Annotated in this window: 21 protein-coding genes and 1 pseudogene; 13 read left to right on the top strand and 9 right to left on the bottom strand. The window is 62.7% G+C overall.

All coding sequences use genetic code 11. The features are described from left to right. The 4 genes and pseudogenes from IVB22_RS28895 to IVB22_RS28880 form a co-directional block, all read left to right on the top strand. A pseudogene (locus IVB22_RS28895) lies at nt 1-117 on the top strand (chemotaxis protein CheW); the annotation flags it as partial. Between the two features lie 58 nt (nt 118-175). After that, nucleotides 176-541: a PleD family two-component system response regulator gene (locus IVB22_RS28890; RefSeq protein ID WP_108517399.1), complete on the top strand. Its 366-nt coding sequence runs from the start codon at nt 176-178 to the stop codon at nt 539-541. 83 nt (nt 542-624) lie between these two features. Further along, nucleotides 625-1,797 carry a chemotaxis response regulator protein-glutamate methylesterase gene (locus tag IVB22_RS28885; RefSeq protein ID WP_247520565.1) on the top strand — a complete coding sequence of 391 codons (1,173 nt, stop codon included), beginning with the start codon at nt 625-627 and terminating at the stop codon, nt 1,795-1,797. After that, entirely contained in the window at nt 1,794-2,672 is an 879-nt protein-coding gene (locus IVB22_RS28880) for a protein-glutamate O-methyltransferase CheR (protein WP_247520564.1), read from the top strand. The genes IVB22_RS28885 and IVB22_RS28880 overlap by 4 nt, the downstream gene beginning before the upstream one ends. Before the next feature lie 33 nt (nt 2,673-2,705). Here the strand turns inward: IVB22_RS28880 and IVB22_RS28875 are convergent, their stop codons facing one another. From IVB22_RS28875 to IVB22_RS28855, 5 genes are all read right to left on the bottom strand, one after another. Beyond that, nucleotides 2,706-3,863 carry a glutathionylspermidine synthase family protein gene (locus tag IVB22_RS28875; RefSeq protein WP_247520563.1) on the bottom strand — a complete coding sequence of 386 codons (1,158 nt, stop codon included), beginning with the start codon at nt 3,861-3,863 and terminating at the stop codon, nt 2,706-2,708. Between the two features lie 5 nt (nt 3,864-3,868). Beyond that, nucleotides 3,869-4,267, bottom strand: a complete 399-nt coding sequence (locus IVB22_RS28870; RefSeq protein ID WP_247520562.1) for a hypothetical protein — start codon at nt 4,265-4,267, stop codon at nt 3,869-3,871. A 2-nt stretch (nt 4,268-4,269) separates the two neighbouring features. Further along, complete coding sequence (locus IVB22_RS28865) at nt 4,270-4,674, bottom strand: DUF350 domain-containing protein (RefSeq protein ID WP_247520561.1); 405 nt, start codon at nt 4,672-4,674, stop codon at nt 4,270-4,272. Between the two features lie 160 nt (nt 4,675-4,834). Continuing rightward, the gene (locus IVB22_RS28860; protein ID WP_247520560.1) at nt 4,835-5,641 is read right to left on the bottom strand and encodes a cytochrome P460 family protein; all 807 of its coding nucleotides are present in this window, start codon (nt 5,639-5,641) and stop codon (nt 4,835-4,837) included. Between the two features lie 108 nt (nt 5,642-5,749). Continuing rightward, complete coding sequence (locus IVB22_RS28855; protein ID WP_247520559.1) at nt 5,750-6,334, bottom strand: DUF4126 domain-containing protein; 585 nt, start codon at nt 6,332-6,334, stop codon at nt 5,750-5,752. A gap of 251 nt (nt 6,335-6,585) precedes the next feature. Here IVB22_RS28855 and IVB22_RS28850 point away from each other — a divergent pair, with 251 nt between their 5' ends. Further along, nucleotides 6,586-7,737 carry a DUF937 domain-containing protein gene (locus tag IVB22_RS28850; RefSeq protein ID WP_247520558.1) on the top strand — a complete coding sequence of 384 codons (1,152 nt, stop codon included), beginning with the start codon at nt 6,586-6,588 and terminating at the stop codon, nt 7,735-7,737. Between the two features lie 174 nt (nt 7,738-7,911). Beyond that, complete coding sequence (locus IVB22_RS28845; RefSeq protein ID WP_247520557.1) at nt 7,912-8,349, top strand: hypothetical protein; 438 nt, start codon at nt 7,912-7,914, stop codon at nt 8,347-8,349. A gap of 119 nt (nt 8,350-8,468) precedes the next feature. Here the strand turns inward: IVB22_RS28845 and ctrA are convergent, their stop codons facing one another. Then, the gene (gene ctrA / locus IVB22_RS28840; RefSeq protein WP_016848562.1) at nt 8,469-9,170 is read right to left on the bottom strand and encodes a response regulator transcription factor CtrA; all 702 of its coding nucleotides are present in this window, start codon (nt 9,168-9,170) and stop codon (nt 8,469-8,471) included. Nucleotides 9,171-9,537: 367 nt separating this feature from the next. Here ctrA and fliI point away from each other — a divergent pair, with 367 nt between their 5' ends. The 4 genes from fliI (at nt 9,538) to IVB22_RS28820 (ending at nt 13,064) form a co-directional block, all read left to right on the top strand. After that, nucleotides 9,538-10,863 (top strand): flagellar protein export ATPase FliI, encoded by a 1,326-nt coding sequence (fliI, locus tag IVB22_RS28835; protein WP_247520556.1) that lies wholly within the window; start codon nt 9,538-9,540, stop codon nt 10,861-10,863. Nucleotides 10,864-10,972: 109 nt separating this feature from the next. Continuing rightward, nucleotides 10,973-11,389 (top strand): flagellar export protein FliJ, encoded by a 417-nt coding sequence (gene fliJ, locus IVB22_RS28830; RefSeq protein ID WP_057842912.1) that lies wholly within the window; start codon nt 10,973-10,975, stop codon nt 11,387-11,389. Nucleotides 11,390-11,573: 184 nt separating this feature from the next. Beyond that, nucleotides 11,574-12,134, top strand: coding sequence for a sigma-70 family RNA polymerase sigma factor (locus tag IVB22_RS28825; protein ID WP_247520555.1), 561 nt, complete (start codon nt 11,574-11,576; stop codon nt 12,132-12,134). 3 nt (nt 12,135-12,137) lie between these two features. Continuing rightward, entirely contained in the window at nt 12,138-13,064 is a 927-nt protein-coding gene (locus tag IVB22_RS28820; protein WP_247520554.1) for an anti-sigma factor domain-containing protein, read from the top strand. Between the two features lie 299 nt (nt 13,065-13,363). On the opposite strand, the gene IVB22_RS28815 is transcribed toward IVB22_RS28820, so the two are convergent. Beyond that, the gene (locus tag IVB22_RS28815) at nt 13,364-13,570 is read right to left on the bottom strand and encodes a hypothetical protein (RefSeq protein WP_247520553.1); all 207 of its coding nucleotides are present in this window, start codon (nt 13,568-13,570) and stop codon (nt 13,364-13,366) included. 331 nt (nt 13,571-13,901) lie between these two features. After that, the gene (gene flhA / locus IVB22_RS28810) at nt 13,902-16,136 is read right to left on the bottom strand and encodes a flagellar biosynthesis protein FlhA (RefSeq protein ID WP_247520552.1); all 2,235 of its coding nucleotides are present in this window, start codon (nt 16,134-16,136) and stop codon (nt 13,902-13,904) included. A gap of 988 nt (nt 16,137-17,124) precedes the next feature. Between flhA and IVB22_RS28805 the strand changes: the two genes are divergently transcribed. Then, nucleotides 17,125-17,406: a hypothetical protein gene (locus IVB22_RS28805; RefSeq protein WP_247520551.1), complete on the top strand. Its 282-nt coding sequence runs from the start codon at nt 17,125-17,127 to the stop codon at nt 17,404-17,406. Between the two features lie 16 nt (nt 17,407-17,422). Then, on the top strand, nt 17,423-17,572 hold the full coding sequence (locus IVB22_RS42095; protein ID WP_374207710.1) for a hypothetical protein: 150 nt from the start codon (nt 17,423-17,425) through the stop codon (nt 17,570-17,572). A 298-nt stretch (nt 17,573-17,870) separates the two neighbouring features. On the opposite strand, the gene IVB22_RS28800 is transcribed toward IVB22_RS42095, so the two are convergent. Then, nucleotides 17,871-18,146 carry a hypothetical protein gene (locus tag IVB22_RS28800; protein ID WP_247520550.1) on the bottom strand — a complete coding sequence of 92 codons (276 nt, stop codon included), beginning with the start codon at nt 18,144-18,146 and terminating at the stop codon, nt 17,871-17,873. 226 nt (nt 18,147-18,372) lie between these two features. On the opposite strand from IVB22_RS28800, the gene IVB22_RS28795 reads away from it, so the two are divergent. Next, nucleotides 18,373-19,449 carry a transporter gene (locus IVB22_RS28795; protein ID WP_247520549.1) on the top strand — a complete coding sequence of 359 codons (1,077 nt, stop codon included), beginning with the start codon at nt 18,373-18,375 and terminating at the stop codon, nt 19,447-19,449. Nucleotides 19,450-19,544: the final 95 nt, after the last annotated feature.

The following is a 19,544-nucleotide window of genomic DNA, read 5'->3' as shown; positions in this document are numbered from 1 at the left end:
CTCGATCCCCGCATGGCCAAGCTCGCCGGCGGCGTTCACCGTCTCGACGGTCAGCTCATGGTCGTCCTCGACGTCGATCGCGTTCTCGAAATCGTGCCGGACCTGATGGCGGCATGAAGACCGAAGCTGCAATGAAAGCATCCCTCTTGGGATCTGGTGCAATTGGAGACCTAAAATGAAAACATGTCTGGTGGTCGATGACTCGAGCGTCATCCGAAAAGTCGCACGCCGCATCCTCGAAGGTCTCGACTTTCAGATCGTCGAAGCCGAGGACGGCCAAAAGGCGCTTGAAGTCTGCAAGCGCGCCATGCCCGAAGCGGTTCTGCTCGACTGGAACATGCCTGTCATGGACGGCTACGAATTCCTCGGCAATCTGCGCCGCATGCCCGGCGGCGACGCGCCCAAGGTGGTGTTCTGCACCACCGAAAACGACGTCGCACACATTGCGCGCGCGCTGCATGCCGGTGCCAACGAGTACATCATGAAGCCGTTCGACAAGGACATCGTCACCGCGAAGTTCCAGGAAGTCGGCCTGCTCTGATCTCGGGCAGGTGATCCCGGCGGCTCAACGGCCTTCGGCGTTGTTTTTGTAAGTGTGCCGCTTGAGTTGGGTCGGGTGAAGTAATGAGTGTTGCGTTAACGAAGTCTCCACCGCCAATCTCGACACGGCAAGACAAGCTGCGCGTGATGGTGGTCGACGACTCCGTCGTGATCCGCGGGATGATCTCGCGCTGGATCGGCGCCGAGCCGGACATGGAGGTCTCGGCCTCCTTGCGTACCGGTCTCGACGCCGTCAACCAGATTGAACGCATCAAGCCCGATGTTGCCGTGCTCGATATCGAAATGCCGGAACTCGACGGCATTTCGGCGTTGCCGCAACTCTTGGCGAAAAAGCGCGACCTCGTCATCATCATGGCGTCGACGCTGACCCGCCGCAATGCGGAGATCAGCTTCAAGGCGCTTTCGCTCGGCGCCTCCGACTACATTCCAAAGCCGGAGAGCACGCGCGAGGCCACCGCGGCCGAGACCTTCCACCACGATCTGATTCAGAAGATTCGTCATCTGGGCGCCAGGGCCCGCCGGCGTGCGTCACCGGCCGCGAGCCCGTCCATGGCGCCGGCCCCCGAGCGGGCACGCGATGTACCGGTCCATCATCCGGTAGCGGCACCGGTTGCGCAACTGCCACTGGCGCGCCGGCCCTTCAGCATGTTGGCGCCGCGGGTGCTGCTGATCGGCTCGTCGACCGGTGGCCCGCAGGCCCTGATGACGCTGGTTGCCGACATCGGCCCGGTGATCGATCGTTTTCCCGTGCTGATCACCCAGCACATGCCGCCGACCTTCACCACGATTCTCGCCGAGCATCTGGCGCGCGCGAGCCGCCGGCCAGCGCATGAAGCCGTCGATGGCGAGATCGTCAAGCCCGGCCGGATCTATCTTGCGCCGGGTGGCCGCCACATGCGCGTGGTGCGCCATGGCGCCGAGACTGCGATCGCGCTCGACGACGGGCCGCCGGTGAATTTCTGCAAACCCGCGGTGGACCCGCTGTTCAACTCTGCCATCGACGTCTGGCAGGGCGGCATCATGTCGGTGATTCTGACCGGCATGGGCTCCGACGGCATGCGCGGCGGCAAGGACATCGTCGCCGCCGGCGGCAGCGTGATTGCCCAGGACGAAGCGACCAGCGTGGTGTGGGGCATGCCGGGCGCGGCCGCCAATGCAGGTATTTGCGCGGCAGTTCTGCCGCTCAATCAGATCGCGCCAAAATTGGTTCGGTTGTTTTCGGGAGATCGTTCGTGACGCCTTCAGATTATGAGTATCTGCGTAAGCTTCTGAAAGAGCGCTCCGGGCTCGATCTGTCCGCCGACAAGCAATATCTGGTCGAAAGCCGGCTGCTGCCGTTGGCGCGCAAGTCCAGCCTGCCGGCAATTCCCGAACTCGTCGCGAAGATGAAGGGCGGGGCGGAAGCGCTGACGGCTGAGGTGGTCGAGGCGATGACCACCAACGAGACGTTCTTCTTCCGCGACAAGATTCCGTTCGATCATTTGCGGGAGGCGATCATACCGGCGATGGCGCAGGCGCGCGCCGCCCGCCGCGCTTTACGCATCTGGTGCGCGGCTTCCTCCACCGGGCAGGAGCCGTACTCGATCGCGATGTGCCTGAAGGAAGCAGGTTCCTTGCTGTCGGGCTGGCGCACCGAGATCGTCGCGACCGATCTGTCGCAGGCGGTGCTGGAGAAATCGAAGGCCGGAATCTTCAGCCAGTTCGAGGTGCAGCGCGGATTGCCGATCGGGTTGCTGGTGAAGTACTTCACCCAGAACGGCGAACTCTGGCAGATCAATGCCGAGATCCGCAGCATGGTGCAGCATCGTCAGCTCAATTTGCTGCAGGACTTCTCCCATCTCGGCGTGTTCGACATCATCTTCTGCCGCAACGTGCTGATCTATTTCGACCAGAATACCAAGGTCAACATCTTCGAGCGGCTTTCCCGGATGATGGAGCCCGATGGCGTGCTGGCGCTGGGCGCGGCCGAATCCGTGGTCGGCATTACCAATACCTTCAAGCCCTATCCGGACCGCCGCGGACTTTATCGTCCGAACATCGCGCCGGTGATACGGGTGGCGGCGTCGACCCTGGTGCCGCAGACCCTGCGGGCCGTCGCCGCGGCGCGCTGAGTTCGTTCTTTGCCGCGTCTGCCGGCAAGCCGGCTACACGATCGCGTGCGGCAGGAAGCGTGACGTGTTGCCGGTGATCGGGTTCTCGTCCTCGCGGATCGACAGGCCGCATGGCGTGTGATCGACCAGCCAGCTTCCGATCACCGGGTATTGGTCGGCGAAGCTCGGCAGCGGCGCGAAAGCCTGCCGGATGAATCCTTCCGCCCCATATGGGCCTTGCTGTTCCATCAGCGTGGTACCGGCGCTGACCAGTGCGACATTGGCGCCTTCGCGCGAATAAAGCGGCTTGCGCACGAACGAGGAGCCGAGCATTGCCGCCTTCGGATCGTCCTCGAAATAGGCAGGCAGCAAATTGGGGTGCTTCGGAAACATCTCCCATAGCAGCGGTAGAATACCCTTGTTGGAAAGGATCGCTTTCCAGGGCGGCTCGATCCAGCGTGTCGGCGCGGTCGCGAGCTTCGCGCCGAACGCGTCCTGAAACATCCATTCCCAGGGGTAGAGCTTGAAGGCGAGTTCAATTGCGCGATCGTCGAGATCGACGAAGCGGCCGTCACCGCTCAGTCCGACGTCCTTGATGTCCATCTGCGTGGTCTTCAATCCGGCCTGGCTTGCGGTGTCCTGCAGATAGACCATCGTGCCGGCATCCTCGGCATTATCGGTCATCCCCGCGAGATGCAGATGCTTCGCGCTGCCGTGTTTCTTCCAGGCGTCGATCAGGCGCTCATGGATTGAATTGAACTGGTCGGCGCGCTTCGGGATGATGTTACGCTCCATCGCCTGTTCGAGCCAGGTCCACTGAAATACCGCCGCTTCGAAGATCGAGGTCGGCGTATCCGCGTTGTACTCCAGCAGTTTCGCCGGGCTCCAGCCGTCGTAGCTCAGGTCCAGCCGGCCATAGAGACTGGCGTCGCGGCGGCGCCAGCTTTCGGACAGCAGCGGCCAGAAGGCTTCGGGTATTTTCAACCGGCGCAGATATTTTTCGTCGTTGATCGCGCGGCCGACCAGTTCGAGGCACATCGCATCGATCTCGCCGGTAGGCCCCTCGATCCGCCGTTCGATCTCGTTCAGCGTGAACGCGTAATAGGCCCGTTCGTCCCAATAGCGCTCGCCGTCGATGGTGTGAAAAGTGAACCCGACGCTTTCGGCGGTGGCACGCCAGTCGTCGCGTTCGGGGCACGGGATGCGCTGCATGAAATTCAGCCGCCAGAGAAGCCGACGGCATGGCCGAACGAGCCGAAGCCACCGCGCTGTGCGCTGTGCGAACCGGAATCGGAAGTGCCCGAGGATGAATGGTTCGAGGATGAATCGCTTGAGTAGTAGCTGCTGCGCGACGAGCTGCCGCCGCTGCTGGATGAAGATCCGCGCGACGAGCACTCGGTATTGTTTTGCTGGTACGACGGCGAGGCCGCATTCGGCGATGGCTCGCAATTGCGGCTTGGCATCAGTGTGTAGGCGGCGCTGCCGACTGCAAACGTGCCCATCAGAAGCAGCGCAACGTGGCCCGAACGTTTCGCCGGCGGTGGAGCAGGGCGCGGCGATGCCGGCACCGAGACCGGTTTGCGCTTGCCGAATTCGTGCTCTGATTTGTTGGCCATGGTCAGTAGATCATGCAGGCGGCGTTCAGTGCGCCGGCGGCCAGCGAGGACAGCCCGAGCCAGATCGCGGCGGCGAGTTCGCCGGAAGCGATCCGCTTCGACAGGTTCGGCACCGGAACTCTGACGAGGAAATAGACTGTTATCTGCACGATCAGGGCGATCGTGGCCCAGATCATGCAATCCCAGACATTGGCGGAATGGGCGATCGCGCTGACCAGCGGCAGCACGAAGCCGAGCAGGCTCAAACCCAGCGCGATGGCGGCTGCCGGCTCGTTGGCGCGGATCAGGTCGAACTCGTTATGCGCGGTGACGCGGGTATAGACGAAGAGGTAGGCGACTACGGCTACGATCGCCGTGCAGAAATAGACCAGGAACGCCGGCAGCCCGGCGAGGGATTGCAGAACCATTGAATTCGCCCCGACTCGTGCGCTCGATAAGGTTCGCACGATCTGTCAGTCGGTGCATAGCAGCGGGCGGTTCAATCCCAATAAAAACTCTGCCCAAACAAAAACCCCGCCATTTGCGGCGGGGTTGGCAAATCTTCCACGGCGGCCTTGACGCAGCCGGCTATTCCCTGACCTCGATCTTGCCTTTCATTGCCGGGTGCAGGCCGCAGATGTAATCGTGGATTCCTGCATCGGCGAGGGTCAGCTGGGTGGTCTGGCCTTTCAGCGCGATCGATGAGCGCTGCGCCTTGGGGCCGGTGATCGTCACCTGGTGCGGCGAGGAATCAGCGTTGTGCCAGGTGATGGTCTGGCCCTTGCTGACCACGACGGTCTCCGGGCCGAACTTGAAGTCGGAGATCGAGACCACGCCGGGGCCAGGCGTGGGCTTTGCCATGGCGCCTTCGGGCGTGCCCCTCAGGCCCGCTAGTGAGATCACAAAATCCTGCCCGGCATGCGGCTTGTGGCAGGAAAAGCAGGCCGTCAAATTGGCCTTGTCGTTGACCTTCTTGTCCGGGCCAAACGCCTGATACTCCCATTCGCCGTTTCGAATGTCATCCTTGTACTCGGTGCCCCAGCCGTCGCGCTTTTCCATCACCGTGTAGGCGACGAGGTCGCCCTTCCGAAAACGGCCGTTGGCATCTTTGAGAGGCTCGCCGGCCGCATCGAGCTGTGCCTTGTACTGCACCAGCGTCAGCACCGTGCCGCTCGGGATAGGCTGCCCCTTGCGTACCGCATCGACCGCCGCCGGCGTCGCATAGAGCTCGCGATACTGCTTGTTGTCGTAACGATCGACCGTGGCGTAGAGCGTGTCCTTGTCGAAATTCTCCGGGAAGGCGACTTTGTCGCCGCCGGCGAGCGCCGAATAGCCGATGAGCGCGCCCGATGCCGATCCGAGCGCGACAGCGGCAACCAGCCTGACGTTTTTCATGACTTCCTCCCTCGTTTGCGGATAATTCGGTCAGCTACGGGACAGAGGGGATCGGGTTTCAATCGGTTTCATGAAACTGCGGCCTTCGAATGAGTGAGACGGTTCTGCCTATCGTTCGTTTGGCCGATGCGATCCCCGAGCCAAACTTCGGAGCAGGCGGAATGCCAGCCAGAAGAAGAGGATGACCAGTGCGAGCGCGGCGATCGGCGCTGTCAGCGCCAGGATCGAGATCAGCGAGGCGCTGCCGAGTTCGGCGGTTGCGACTGCCGAATTCCCAAGGCCGCCGGTGAAGACGGTGGATTTTGCCCTGAGCATTGCGGTCAGGCCCTGTGTGATGCCGGCAACGCCACCTCCCGCGATAATGGCCGCCGTCCATTTCACCATCGGCGGCAGGTCGGTCATGACTGCGGCGGACACGATCGTCCCTGCGACGACGGCACCGGGCGTCGCCACCGTATCGAGCAGGTTGTCCACGCCGGGAATGTAGAACGCGGCGATCTCGACTATGGCTGCCGTGCCGAGCATGATGACGGCGGCTGGTGTGCCGAGCCAAGCGAAGCCCTCGTTCAGGTTTGCATGTCCGAAGTAGGCTGCGCCGCTCAGAATTAGCAGCGGCAGAAACAGCCGAAAGCCGGTTGCTGCGGCGAGCCCGATGCCAAGCGCAACCGACAGTGCAAGATCCACGTTCGACATGTGCCGTACTCCATCGGCCCCAAGGTAGCGTGAAGGGTCGGCGGCAGTTTCAACGGCGGCGATGTTTCCTCGACGCGACAACGCCTGCCAGCGCCGTTCAAGTTGTTTCCGGGTTCCCAAATCGTAGCAGCTTTTGTGGAACTCGGATTAATCCGGCGAGGTTGTAATATAAGGTGATCAAACTTTGAGACGCAATCTGGACGGGACGAACTACCTGAGAAAATACCTGCACTCTGCTCAGGAGGATCGCCATGGCGAATTTGGTCTCTGTAGTGATGCAATACCTCACGCCGGACATGATAGCGAAGATCGCTTCTGCTCTGGGTCTTGATCGCAATGTTGCGCAAAAAGCCATCGCGGGCGCGATTCCCGCGCTTCTTGCAAGCTTCGCTGACGTTGGCTCCTCTCCCAATGGGGCACGCCAGCTCACCAACACGCTGACACAGCAATCCGGGTCGCCTGAGAACCTCAAGAATCTCATCGGCGGTTCCCGCCAGAACTCGCTGGCGGAAACGGGGTCAACCATGCTTTCGGGCCTGTTCGGTGGCGGAACGCTGGACACAATGGCGCAGACGATAGGCAAGTTCGCCGGGATCAGTGAGGGCACCAGCAAGTCGATGCTCGGCATGCTTGGTCCTGTGGTCCTTGGTGCGTTAGGTCAGCAGCAACGCAGCACGGGTCTCGACGCAAGCGGGCTGGTGTCTCTTCTCACTTCACAGAAGGATCAGATCGCCGCGGCAATACCGTCCGGTCTCGCCGATCAGTTGAGCGCCGCCGGTCTCATCGACGGAGCGACTGGAGGATTGCGCAGCGGTTCGGCGGCAGCCAGCGCGGCTGGCGGCCGAGTTGCGGAGGCTTCGGAGCGGACCATTTCCCGGACTGGTCAGGCGGCCTCGGCGATGGCCAGCAGAACAGCGGTGCCGCAATGGCCTTACTGGTTGGTCGCCGCGGTGGTATTGGGTGGTCTCGTCTGGTTCGCCCTTGGTCGTTCAGGGGAGGACACGGTCGCTGAGGTGTCGCCTCCCGCCACAACGCGGACCGCGACCGGAACCGTGGGCGCGGCGCCGACGGATTTGACGGTCGGAGGAATGAATCTGGCGAACCAGGTCAACTCGTCGGTTGGGTCCATCAGGACCGTGCTTCCCGGCATCACCGATGCCGCATCGGCCCAGGATGCCCTGCCCAAGCTGAGGGAGGCAACAGCTCAATTGAATGAGGTCAGCTCCCGCGCGACGCAGCTCTCTCCTGAAGGAAAGAGCACCCTCGTAAAGCTGATTGTGGCCGCGACCCCTGCGATCAACCAGATGTGCGACAAAGTGCTGGCGACGCCCGGCGCTGGCGCTATTGCGAAGCCGGCGATTGATGAGCTTCGAGGCAAGCTCGACGCGCTCGCGCGCTCCTGAATTTCAGAACGTCGTGCCGTCCGGCCTGCGCCGGACGGCTTGGCAACTGCCGGCGGTTTTGCGCACCCGCGCTGCTGCGGATCGCTCAATCCGCCGTATTCACCAGGAGTAAGATCAATGGCTGACAAGACAAGCTTCACAAAGGATGAGTGGACGCTGTTGCTGGAGAGCCCGATGATCGCCGGCATGGCCATCACCGCGGCCGAACCCAGCGGCCTCTGGGGACTGTTGAAGGAGTCGTTTGCCGGAGGTACCGCGCTCACCCAGGCGGCAACCGGCTCCGGTACCAACGCGCTGGTCAAGTCGGTCGTGTCAGACTTTTCCAGCGGCGAAGGGCGAAGCGCCGCGCGAGATGGCCTGAAAGCAAAATTCGCGAACAGCAAGCCGGCTGAAATGAAAGGCAAATGCATCGATGAGCTGCGGCAGGTTTCTGCCTTGCTTGCCGCCAAGGCGCCCGGTGATGCGGCGGAGTTCAAGAGCTGGCTCCGGCAGATCAGTCAAAGCACCGCCGAGGCGGCGTCGGAAGGCGGGGGCCTGTTCAGTGCTGGAGTCAAGGTGAGCGACGCCGAGAAAGCGACTCTCGGCGAGATATCGACCGCGTTGGGCGCTTAGGACTTCGAAGCTGCGATCATCCCGACAGGCGACGAAGCCTTCCCCCAAACAAAAACCCCGCCATTTCGGGCGGGGTCCAGTCGGGAGGAGTGAGCCTTCTGGCTCGCCTTAAACCCTGATCAGGCGGGGATGCGCTCGTCCGCCTCGTGCGGCTCGCGCAGCACGTAGCCGCGGCCCCACACAGTTTCGATGAAGTTGCGGCCTTCGGAGGCGTTGGCGAGCTTCTTGCGCAGCTTGCAGATGAAGACGTCGATGATCTTCAGCTCGGGCTCGTCCATGCCGCCATAGAGATGGTTGAGGAACATTTCCTTGGTGAGGGTGGTTCCCTTGCGGAGCGAGAGCAGCTCCAGCATCTGGTATTCCTTGCCCGTCAGGTGCACGCGCTGGCCGCCGACTTCGACCGTCTTGGTGTCGAGATTGACGACGAGATCGCCGGTCTGGATGACCGACTGGGCGTGACCCTTGGAACGGCGCACGATCGCATGGATGCGGGCAACCAGTTCGTCCTTGTGGAAGGGCTTGGTCATGTAGTCATCGGCGCCGACGCCGAGGCCCTTGACCTTATCCTCGATGCCGGCGAGGCCGGAGAGGATCAGAATGGGGGTCTTGATCTTCGAAACCCGGAGCTGCTTGAGCACGTCGTAGCCGGACATGTCGGGCAGGTTAAGGTCGAGAAGGATAATGTCGTAATCGTAGAGCTTACCGAGGTCGACGCCTTCCTCTCCGAGGTCCGTCGTATAGACGTTGAAACTCTCGGATTTGAGCATCAGCTCGATCGACTGCGCAACGGCGCTGTCATCTTCAATCAGCAAAACGCGCATGCCAGTCCCCTTTAGTCCGCCGCTCCGGGCGTCAGGTCGGCCGCACTTGCGGCACTCAAAACGCCTTTGAACAACTGATTCGGATCCTGACAGACATATGGTTAACAAAATCTGATTCCGGTTCGCAAGGTCTTTAAGTGCAATTTTTATCGAATCGCCCTAAGATGTTGCGCGAAAGCAGCTTTTCCTTACCGTGCCTACTCATGCTCCAGATTAAGAGACGGGCCTAACCGACTCCCGCGTTTCGCCCTTCTTCTGATGGGCGAGCGCTCTCAGTCACCAAAGACAGTGACGCAATGATTAATGATGCGGGTAAACACGAGGTTAAGCGCCTCCGGTTAAAGCGCGGAAACTTAAGGTTTTCGCAATGAAGGCGCTTGCGGAGCAGATCGGCGACATCGACGGCGTCAATATATATGGCCGTGTTGTGGGCGTGCGCGGGCTGATGGTCGAGATCGCGGGGCCTATCCATGCGATGTCGGTCGGTGCGAGGATCGTCATCGATACCGGCGCGAACCGCTTCATCCCGGCCGAGGTGATCGGTTTTTCCGGCAGCAATGCTGTCGTGATGCCATTCGGTGGGCTCGACGGTGTCAGGCGCGGTTGCCGCGCGGTTATTGCCACCGCGGCCAGTCAGGTGCGGCCGTCACCGGCCTGGCTCGGCCGCGTCATCAACGCCATGGGGGAACCGATCGACGGCAAGGGGCCACTGGCGCAGGGGCCGTCGCCGATGCCCTACCGCAATTCGCCGCCGCCGGCGCACTCGCGCAAGCGCGTAGGCGCGCCGCTCGATCTGGGCGTCCGTGCGCTCAACACGTTCCTGACCTGCTGCCGCGGCCAGCGGCTCGGCATCTTCGCAGGTTCCGGCGTCGGCAAATCGGTGCTGCTGTCGATGCTGGCGCGCAACGTCGATGCCGATATCACCATCATCGGCCTGATCGGCGAACGCGGCCGCGAGGTGCAGGAGTTCCTGCAGGAGGATCTCGGAGACGAGGGTCTCGCGCGCTCGGTCGTGGTGGTGGCGACATCGGACGAGCCCGCCTTGATGCGGCGGCAGGCGGCCTATCTGACGCTGGCGATTGCGGAGTATTTCCGCGATGAGGACAAGGACGTGCTGTGCCTGATGGATTCGGTCACGCGCTTTGCGATGGCGCAACGCGAGATCGGGTTGTCGGCCGGCGAGCCGCCGACGGCCAAGGGCTATACGCCGACCGTGTTCACCGAATTGCCGAAGCTTCTGGAGCGGGCAGGGCCGGGCACTGGCGTTGGCACCATTACCGGCATCTTCACGGTGCTGGTCGACGGCGACGACCATAACGAGCCGATCGCGGATGCGGTCCGCGGCATTCTCGACGGCCACGTCGTGATGCAACGCTCGATTGCGGAGCGCGGGCGGTTTCCCGCGATCAATATCCTCAAATCGGTCTCCCGCACCATGCCGAGGTCGGCCAATCCGGACTATCTGCCCGTGATCATGCGGGGCCGCCAGGTGATGGCGACCTACGCCGACATGGAGGAACTGATCCGGCTCGGCGCCTACCGGGCGGGTTCGAGCCCCGAAGTCGACGAGGCGATCCGGCTGCACGAGCCGCTGGAAACCTTCCTGCGCCAGGCCAAGGACGAAAAATCGAGCCTGGATGACGGCTATCGCCGATTGGCGCAAATCCTCACCAATTTGGAAACGGAACGCTAACTTTGTCAGGCCATCATCCCCGGCACATGATTAATGACGCCGGTGGGGCCCCCCGGGGGAGCCGGCTCCGTCCCGCGTTCAGATTGGGACTTCTGGGGAGTATGAGTCGATGAAGTCACGAGAAACGCTGATCCGCCTGAAGAAATTTCAGGTCGACGAGAAGCGCCGAAGGGTTACCCAGATCGAAGGCATGATCGCCGACTTCCAGCGCATGTCGGTCGATCTCGAGCGCGAAATCCAGACCGAACAGGAGCGGGCCGGGATCAACGATCCCTCCCATTTCGCCTACCCGACCTACGCCAAGGCCGCGATCCAGCGCCGGGAGAACCTGACCCGTTCGGCCGACGAACTGCGCATCCAGCTCGAGGATGCCAAGAGCCTGTTGAGCGAAGCGTTCGAGGAACTGAAGAAGGTCGAACTGCTCGACGAGCGCGACCAGGCGCGCGAGCGCGCCGAGGAGAGCGCCCGGGAGCAGGCCGACATGGACAGTATCGGCCTGATGCGCGCCCGGCTTGGCGTCGCCTGACGCTTCTCTCACACTCATCGGTTGAATGATCGAAAGCCCGGGCCACAAGGCCCGGGTTTTTTCTTGTCCAGATTCCCCGAAACCGGCGACTTGGTGGCCCCTTTGGCGCAGGGTATGCTACGAAACTTCCCGACGGCTCCGGCGTAAGACGCGGGTGGAGGATCGAGGTTTTGGGGGACGTTGAATGCTGACGCCAGCGGAGCTGGTCTGGCTGATAGCCGCGGTGGCGAAGGGGGATCAGGCCGCTTTCGAGCGCCTTTACGCCGCCACGCGTGCGAAACTCTTCGGCGTCGTGCTCCGTATCTTGCGGCGTCAGGATCTCGCGGAGGAGGTCATTCAGGAGGCTTACGTCAAGATCTGGAACAACGCCGGACAGTTCAACCCGGCGCTCGCTTCGCCGATTACATGGATGGTGTCGATCGCGCGCAACCGGGCGATCGACGTGGTGCGCAAGAAGAGCGAAAGCTCGATCGAGGAGGAGCCTGCCGCGATGGAAGTTGCGGCCGATTCACCCGATCCGCTGGCGCGGCGCGAGATGACGGAAGAGTTGAAGCGGTTGCTGGAATGCGTCGGCCGTCTCGAGCCGGATCGGCAGAAGCTGGTGCTGCTGGCCTATTACAACGGCTGGAGTCGCGAACAGCTTGCCGCCAAGTTCGAGGCGCCGGTGAATACGGTGAAGACGTGGCTGCGCCGCAGCATGATGGACATAAGGGAGTGCCTCGGGCTTTCGGGGTCCGGATCTTGAACGATGGCCTATAGCGAAGACCATATCGCGCTCGCCGCGGAATACGCGCTCGGCACCCTCGATGCCGACGAACGCGCGCAGGTCGAGACCCTGATGGCCGTCGATACCGAATTCACCGCGATCGTCCACGCCTGGGAATACCGGCTCGGCGTCTTGAACCAGATGGTCGGCTCCGTCGAGCCGCGGCCGATCGTGTGGGAAAACATCAAGGCCGCGATCGGCCATTCCACCGGCCAGCAGGCGGCGCTGGTGCTGCCCGAGGCGCCGCCACCTCCGTCTCCGCCGCCGACTGAACGCGTGGCCGAGCCCGTGGTGGCCGAAGCGCCAGCGGCCGTCGAAGCGCCGCCGGCTGCAGCGCCTCCGACCGCCGTAGATAATTCGAACGTCATTCAGTTGACGGGCCGGGTCCGGCGCTTGCGCAGCGTCGCGTCGATTGCCACCGCGCTTGCTGCGGCTCTAATCGGGATGCTGGCGGTGCAGGTCTATCGGCCGGAACTGTTGCCGGAAGCGCTGCGGCCGAAGCCGCGCATCCAGACGGTCGAGGTCAAGACGCCGGCGCCATCGCCTGTGCCCTCGGCGCAATACGTCGCGCTGCTGCAGCGTGACGGCGGCTCGCCCGCCTTCATCCTGACGGTCGACGCCGCGACCAAAAATTTCACCGTCCGCAAAGTTGGCGCCGATGCCGAGCCCGGCAAGAGCTTTGAACTCTGGCTGATCTCCGACAAACTGCCGCAGCCGCGCTCGCTCGGCGTGATCGGCGGCAGCGATTTCACCGCGCGTCCGGTGCTCGCCGACTTCGACGCCGGTACGATCAATGCCGCGACCTACGCGGTGACCGTCGAGCAGGCCGGCGGATCGCCGAGCGGCAAGCCGACCTCGGCGCCGATCTACACCGGCAAGCTGATTGAGACGGTGCCGGCTGCACGCTAGGCGCCGAAGTATCCGCTCATGCGCGAAAGCCCGTAGCCCGGGGTGAAGCGAAGCGAAACCCGGGACCGCCGGCGAATGTCGCAAGAATCCCGGATTACTCTTCGCGTGCGCCGGGCTACGAACTCCTCAGGATGAGGTCTGTGGGTGTGGTGGCGAACTCCGCGACAGCCCCGACAAAAAGAAAACGCCCGTGGGGAGCGGGCGTTTTCGTAGTCAACTTGGGGGTAGTTGGGGTCTTAATTATCCACGCGGCGACTTTGGGGGGCTGTAAGAGCCACGTGAATTCCGTGAATTCTCCTTTAGCGTACGACAGAGTTGCCTGAACTCGTAATCACGACCGGCTTACCGGCCTTCATGACGGGCGTGCTCGCGGTCTGGGTCAGACCTTCATCCGAGGTTGTGCGCGCGGAGATGCTGAAACCGGCGACCACGATACCCGCGACCAAAGCCACGACCACGATCTTGAGATGGGTCGTGCGATCTGCGCTGTAGATCGAATGGTTCATGGAAGTCTCCTGCCGCCTTCCGTCCTGCAAATTTCGTCGATGCCATTCACAGGGCGGTTCAACGTCTCGCGTCAGGAAACGTAGGAATCCGGGGAATAGTTCCCAAGTGGCGATCACAAGGCAGTGAAAAGACTTGAACGGCCGCGATCAAAGGGTCGCGCCGTGAGGCGGAAATCGAAAATTTATTATATACTGCAATATGTTAAATCGTAGATCGCGACGCGTTCGGCGAACACCTGCCGATCGGTGCGATGTTAACAAAATATTTGCATGTGACGAAAAAGCTTCGGCTTGTTCGCCGCTGATTTGCGCCGTGCGCACGCTTGCCGGCCTACACGCTACCCACCGTCTTGAGCCGCGCGCGCGGGTGGATTTCGGCCTGCGATAATACGGTGGTCTGCGAGCGGAAGCGCTCGACCAGCGAGCGGACGAACGGGCGGATCGCCGCCGAGGTGACCAGCACCGGCGCTTCGCCTTCGCGGGCGGCCTGCTCGAAGGCATTGCGGACCGAGGTCATGAACTCCGACAGCTTCGAGGGCTGCATGGCGAGGCTGCGATCCTCGCCGGTGCCCACGATCGATTCCGCGAACGCCTGCTCCCAGCGCGCCGACAACGCGATCAGCGGCAGGTAGCCGTTGTAGGTGGTGTTCTGCGCGCAGATCTGCCGCGCCAGCCGGGCGCGGACGTGCTCGACCATGGTGGCGGGGTGGCGCGAGAAGGCGAGCGCATCGGCGATGCCTTCGAGAATGGTGGAGAGATCGCGGATCGAGATCCGCTCGGCCAGGAGCAACTGCAGCACGCGCTGGATGCCGGAGACCGTGACCTGGCTCGGCACGATGTCCTTGACCAGCTCGCCCTGTTCCTTCGGCAGGTCCTTGATCAGCTTCTGCACCTCGCCATAGGACAAGAGGTCGCTCATGTTGTTCTTGAGCAGCTCGGTCAGATGCGTCGACAGCACGGTGGCGGCGTCGACCACCGTGTAGCCCTTCAGCGACGCCTCTTCCTTCAGCGCGGCGTCGACCCAGGTCGCCGGCAGTCCAAACGTCGGCTCGACGGTATGGATGCCGGGCACGCCGACCTGGTTGCCGGCGGGGTCCATGACCATGAACTGGTTCGGCCAGATCTTGCCGGAGCCGGCGTCGACTTCCTTGATCTTGATGACGTAGGTATTGGCTTCGAGCTGGACGTTGTCGAGGATGCGCACCGCCGGCATCACAAAGCCCATTTCGATCGCGAGCGACCGGCGCAGCGCCTTGATCTGTTCGGTGAGGCGGTCGGTGCCGTCGGGGCCGTTGACCAGCGGCAACAGCGCATAGCCGAGTTCGATCTTGAGGTCGTCGATCTTGAGCGCGGTGGAGATCGGCTCGTCGGCCGCGGCCTGGGCAGCGGCTGCCGCAACATCGGGCGCCGCGGCTTCGGCGGCTTCGGCAGCCTTGGTGACGCGGTTGTGGTTGCGCGCCTTCCAGGCCAGCGCGGCCGCGCCGCCGCCGAGCGCGAGGAACGGCAGCATCGGAATGCCCGGCAGCAGCGCCAGCACCAGCATCACGCCGGCCGACATGCCGAGCGCCTGCGGGTAGCCCGAGAGCTGCTTCATCATCGCCTTGTCGGCCGAACCGGTGATGCCGGCCTTCGACACCAGCAGGCCCGCGGCGGTCGAGACGATCAGCGCCGGCACCTGCGTCACCAGGCCGTCGCCGACGGTCAGGATGGTGTAGGTACGGGCGGCGTCGCTAAAGCTCATGCCCTGCTGGGCAACGCCGATGATGATGCCGCCGATGACGTTGATGAAGACGATCAGCAGTCCCGCGATGGCGTCGCCGCGGACGAATTTCGAAGCACCGTCCATGGCGCCGAAGAAACCGCTTTCGTCCTCGAGCTCCTTGCGGCGTGCCTTGGCGGTCTTCTCGTCGATCAGGCCGGCGGACAGATCAGCGTCGATCGCCATCTGCTTGCCGGGCATCGAGTCCAATTGAAAGCGCGCGGCGACTTCGGCGATGCGGCCCGAACCCTTGGTGATGACGATGAAGTTCACGATGACGAGAATCGCGAACACGATAATTCCGATGACGAAATTACCGCCCATCACGAAATTGCCGAAGGCTTCGATGACGTGGCCGGCGGCGGCCGTGCCCTCATGGCCATGCGACAGGATCAGCCGGGTGGAGGCCATGTTCAGCGACAGCCGCAGCATGGTCGAGATCAGCAGCACCGTCGGAAACGCCGAGAATTCCAGCGGCGTCTGGATGAACAGCGACGTCATCAGGATCAGGATCGACACCGTGATCGAGATCGCCAGGAACAGATCGAGCACGATCGCCGGCAGCGGCAGGATCAGCACCACCAGGATGGTGAGGACGCCGAAGGCGAGGAAGAGATCGCCGCGCTTTAAGATATCGCCGATTTCGCTGAGGCTCGGAAATTTGCCGCTGGCGCCGACGCCGCCCTGACCCGCCGTGACATCGACCATGGTAGCCGCTTCCCCCCGCGTATGGCGCCGGGCGCCAAACGTCTGCGCGGCGGCCGGAGTGCCACCGTTTCGAAAGTGAGGTACCGCACTGGCGTCCACGGGGTTCCTCCCGTTCTACGCGGCCGACGACACTCGACTTCACCCGGCAATTCTTGCCGGGTGTATGGTTAGCAAAGGGTTAACGGGGGTGGGTTTGCGCCGTCATTCCGGGGCGATGGCCCGCCGGGCCCGTAGGATGGGTGGAGCGAAGCGATACCCATCGCCCTTCGCATCGGCATTGATGGGTATCGCTTCGCTCCACCCATCCTACGCAAACACACCTTTACCTTCCCGCGGCGCCTTTCGCCCGGGCTTTGTCAATCGTTTCGCCCAAAGAGAAGAGGGCGCAGGGAATGCCGGGTGCTTGCTGCACCCGCGGTCCCGTGTGCAAGAGATGGAGGTAGAGGCGCACACGAGCATACAGGTACAGCCGGAGCACTCCGGCATTCCCTGCGCAATGGTTTTACGGCTTATGCCGCGCTCTCCCCGGAGACGAATTCCTCTTGCCTCCGTCATCGGCGAATTGACGGCGTTGGCAAACCCGGTCGGGCTCGCAACACCTCCGCCGACTTGACGCCAGCCACGGGCGCCAGGACCACACGGTTTTGCCGTACGCTTCAGTGCCGCTCGTCTGCTGCGCCGCCGATCGCTCACAGGCCAAAGCCCGCCCTGCGATCCGCATCAAGCGCAGTCGGCGCTGCCGCGTCCACCGCATTCCGACCCACGTCCGTGACGATCGCGATACGCCCCTCTTGGCGGGCCGGAACGGGCGAGGTTGTAAGACTGATTTGGGTCGGGCGAGAAGAAGTATATTTTTGCGGCGAGGACTGGACGGGGCAAATCACGTTGAATGGGTTGAGGAAATTAGATCGAACGGACTCCGCCCTTTGTGGACCTCTTCGTGGGCCTTTTGCCGGTCGCCGGCAATTCGTAGGCTGGGTAGAGCGAAGCGAAACCCATCACCATTGCCGAACGAAGTTGATGGGTATCGCTTCGCTCCACCCATCCTACGGACTCACCATCCACCGCGCTGTTGGGACAATGTCTGATGGCTATCACGGCGAGACCTGTTGCGCAGCACGATCTCAAACTGATTTGCGAGCACCGCGAGCGAATGTTCGCCGAGTCCGGCCGTACGCGCGAAGCCTTGCGGCCGATGACCGTGGCTTTCGAGCAGTGGCTTTCGCCGCGACTTGATGACGGCAGCTATCTTGGCTGGATGCTCGAGGACGCGGGAGTCGTGATCGCGGGCCTCGGCATGATGGTCATCGACTGGCCGCCTCATCCGAGCCATCCGACCGACCACCCTCAACGTCTTCGTGGAGCCTGAGCACCGCGGCAAGGGAATGGCCAAGCGGTTGATGGCGCTGGCCGAAGGGAGGGCTCGCGAATTGGGCGTTGGCTATGCAATCCTTCATGCGACCCGGCAGGGCCGCCCGCTGTATGAGAACCTTGGGTGGCAGCCGACGAGCGAGATGGCGATCCGCTGCGAATAAGTGCAAAGGCTGCACTAACGCGGGCTCATCTGTTGTAGGGAGGTCCGTAGGATAGGTGAAGCGTAGCGATACCCATCGCCTCTGATGATTAACGTTATGGGGTTTCGCCTTCGCTCTACCCATCCTGCGACTGTCACGACAACAGATGCACCGTGACAGTTTGCCGAATCGGATTGACGAGTGTCGCTGGCGCTCTACCCATCTTGCGCGCTGATCGAAGACGCGCGCGCAAAGCTTCATTAAGTGTGCGGTCGTCTCAATACCGCAATCAGTGGCAACGAATCCGCACGAGGCCGCTCTAATCGCAATAGGCCCACCTGCCATAGCCGTCGTCGCATCGTGCCCGCGCGCGGGAGGGCACGGGCCGGGGCGGCGGCCTCGGCGCATATTCCGACGTGTAATCGCGTTCCTGCGCGTAGTAGCGCTCCTGAGCGTAGTAACGCTCCGGATAGACTGGCGCGCGGTCGACATAGACCGGCTGCGCGGCGTAGGCCGGCCGCCGACCTCGGGCTTCGAACGTCCCGATGAACTGGGCAACCATGGCCTGCGCCGGCACGACGACATAATGCTCCACCCAAATGCGCCTTCAATTACAACAATGGCTGCAACCGCGGTGTGAGGGCATTTGAATCGAAATCCCCGTTGCGAAATGTCATCGCCGTGCTGGCACAAACTGCATAATGCTGTGGCGAGCATGCCACGCACCGCGAAAAAGAGACCCGGTTCCCGCCGCAAGCCGCGCTATTCGATTGGCGCTACAACGTCAGGAGCAACATAATTGAACGCCCTTGGATGTGGTCATGCGCGCATCTCCGCGCCGGGAGGGACCAATGGGCGGCACGCGATGTGATTCCATCGCGCTCGCGACAGGCGGTGGAGATCGATTCCGGCTTGCGGCGGCGGCGTTGGCGGCGCTGTGCTTCCTCGCAGGTTCATCTGACCGCGCGAAGGCCGACGCCGGCGGCCTTAGCTTCTGGCTGCCCGGCACGTTCGGCAGCCTCGCCGCCGCGCCCGGCGTTCCCGGATGGGCCTATTCAAGTATCTACCTGCACGTTCAGACCGGCGCCCAGGGTGGCAAGGAGTTTATCCAAGGCGGCTCGGTCGTTGCAGGCCTCAACGCGCGCGCCGACGCCTTGGTCGAAGGGCTAACCTACACCTTCGCGACGCCGGTGCTCGGCGGGCAAGCATCCTTCACGGTGCTCGGCGCCGGTGGACAGGTGAAAGCCGGCATCGACGCCACGCTGACGGGTCCGCGCGGCAACACCATTTCGGGCCACGCCACCGACACCCGGACCACGTTTGCAGACGTGTTCTATCAGGGCGCGCTGAAATGGAATTTTGGCGTTCACAACACCATGGTCTACTTCACCGGAAATATTCCGAGCGGCACCTACGATTCGAACAGGCTGGCCAATCTCAGCTTCGGCTTTACTGCGATCGACGGCGGCGTGGGATACACCTATCTCAATCCCGCGACCGGCAATGAGTTCTCGGTGGTCGGCGGCCTGACCTACAGCGGCATGAACCACGATCTGCAGTACCAGAACGGCATCGACTTCCATCTCGACTGGGGCGCATCGCACTTCCTGAGCAAGAACTTCCAGATCGGGATGGCCGGCTATTACTTTCAGCAGATCACCGGCGACAGCGGTCCCGGCGCCACGCTTGGCGACTTTAGAGGACGCGTGCTCGGCTTCGGGCCGCAGGTCGGATTTCTGTTCCCGGTCGGCAAGGAGCATCAGGGTTATCTCAACCTGAAGGCCTACCGGGATATTGCCGCCGAAAACCGCCCGGAGGGCTACACAGCCTGGGTTACGCTGGCGATTTCGCCCGCCGCCCCGGATGCGCCACCAAAGCACTCCCTGATTCGCAAATAGAAGCTCGCACCGTCGGCTGCGCTTTGGTCAATGTCCATAAAGGGGCATTCGTGACCGTCGAGCGCAGCCTGGATGAAGGCGACGAGGATGCCGCC

It is taken from the genome of Bradyrhizobium sp. 190, from assembly GCF_023073415.1.
In the GTDB taxonomy this organism is placed as follows: Bacteria; Pseudomonadota; Alphaproteobacteria; order Rhizobiales; family Xanthobacteraceae; genus Bradyrhizobium.
The sequence above is the reverse complement of the archived record's forward strand: the minus strand, read 5'-3'. Positions and strand labels throughout refer to the sequence as shown.

What these genes read in the sequence shown, in the direction of transcription:
- IVB22_RS28890 (WP_108517399.1), top strand. Translation starts at nt 176, where the DNA reads ATGAAAACATGTCTGGTGGTCGATGACTCGAGCGTCATCCGAAAAGTC.
- IVB22_RS28855 (WP_247520559.1), bottom strand. Translation starts at nt 6,334, where the DNA reads ATGTCGAACGTGGATCTTGCACTGTCGGTTGCGCTTGGCATCGGGCTC.
- IVB22_RS28805 (WP_247520551.1), top strand. Translation starts at nt 17,125, where the DNA reads ATGGCTATCACGGCGAGACCTGTTGCGCAGCACGATCTCAAACTGATT.
- IVB22_RS28845 (WP_247520557.1), top strand. Translation starts at nt 7,912, where the DNA reads ATGATCGCCGGCATGGCCATCACCGCGGCCGAACCCAGCGGCCTCTGG.
- IVB22_RS28875 (WP_247520563.1), bottom strand. Translation starts at nt 3,863, where the DNA reads ATGCAGCGCATCCCGTGCCCCGAACGCGACGACTGGCGTGCCACCGCC.
- IVB22_RS28815 (WP_247520553.1), bottom strand. Translation starts at nt 13,570, where the DNA reads ATGAACCATTCGATCTACAGCGCAGATCGCACGACCCATCTCAAGATC.
- IVB22_RS28885 (WP_247520565.1), top strand. Translation starts at nt 625, where the DNA reads ATGAGTGTTGCGTTAACGAAGTCTCCACCGCCAATCTCGACACGGCAA.
- IVB22_RS28865 (WP_247520561.1), bottom strand. Translation starts at nt 4,674, where the DNA reads ATGGTTCTGCAATCCCTCGCCGGGCTGCCGGCGTTCCTGGTCTATTTC.
- fliI (WP_247520556.1), top strand. Translation starts at nt 9,538, where the DNA reads ATGAAGGCGCTTGCGGAGCAGATCGGCGACATCGACGGCGTCAATATA.
- IVB22_RS42095 (WP_374207710.1), top strand. Translation starts at nt 17,423, where the DNA reads ATGGCCAAGCGGTTGATGGCGCTGGCCGAAGGGAGGGCTCGCGAATTG.
- ctrA (WP_016848562.1), bottom strand. Translation starts at nt 9,170, where the DNA reads ATGCGCGTTTTGCTGATTGAAGATGACAGCGCCGTTGCGCAGTCGATC.
- IVB22_RS28795 (WP_247520549.1), top strand. Translation starts at nt 18,373, where the DNA reads ATGCGCGCATCTCCGCGCCGGGAGGGACCAATGGGCGGCACGCGATGT.
- fliJ (WP_057842912.1), top strand. Translation starts at nt 10,973, where the DNA reads ATGAAGTCACGAGAAACGCTGATCCGCCTGAAGAAATTTCAGGTCGAC.
- IVB22_RS28825 (WP_247520555.1), top strand. Translation starts at nt 11,574, where the DNA reads ATGCTGACGCCAGCGGAGCTGGTCTGGCTGATAGCCGCGGTGGCGAAG.
- IVB22_RS28820 (WP_247520554.1), top strand. Translation starts at nt 12,138, where the DNA reads ATGGCCTATAGCGAAGACCATATCGCGCTCGCCGCGGAATACGCGCTC.
- IVB22_RS28850 (WP_247520558.1), top strand. Translation starts at nt 6,586, where the DNA reads ATGGCGAATTTGGTCTCTGTAGTGATGCAATACCTCACGCCGGACATG.
- IVB22_RS28870 (WP_247520562.1), bottom strand. Translation starts at nt 4,267, where the DNA reads ATGGCCAACAAATCAGAGCACGAATTCGGCAAGCGCAAACCGGTCTCG.
- IVB22_RS28860 (WP_247520560.1), bottom strand. Translation starts at nt 5,641, where the DNA reads ATGAAAAACGTCAGGCTGGTTGCCGCTGTCGCGCTCGGATCGGCATCG.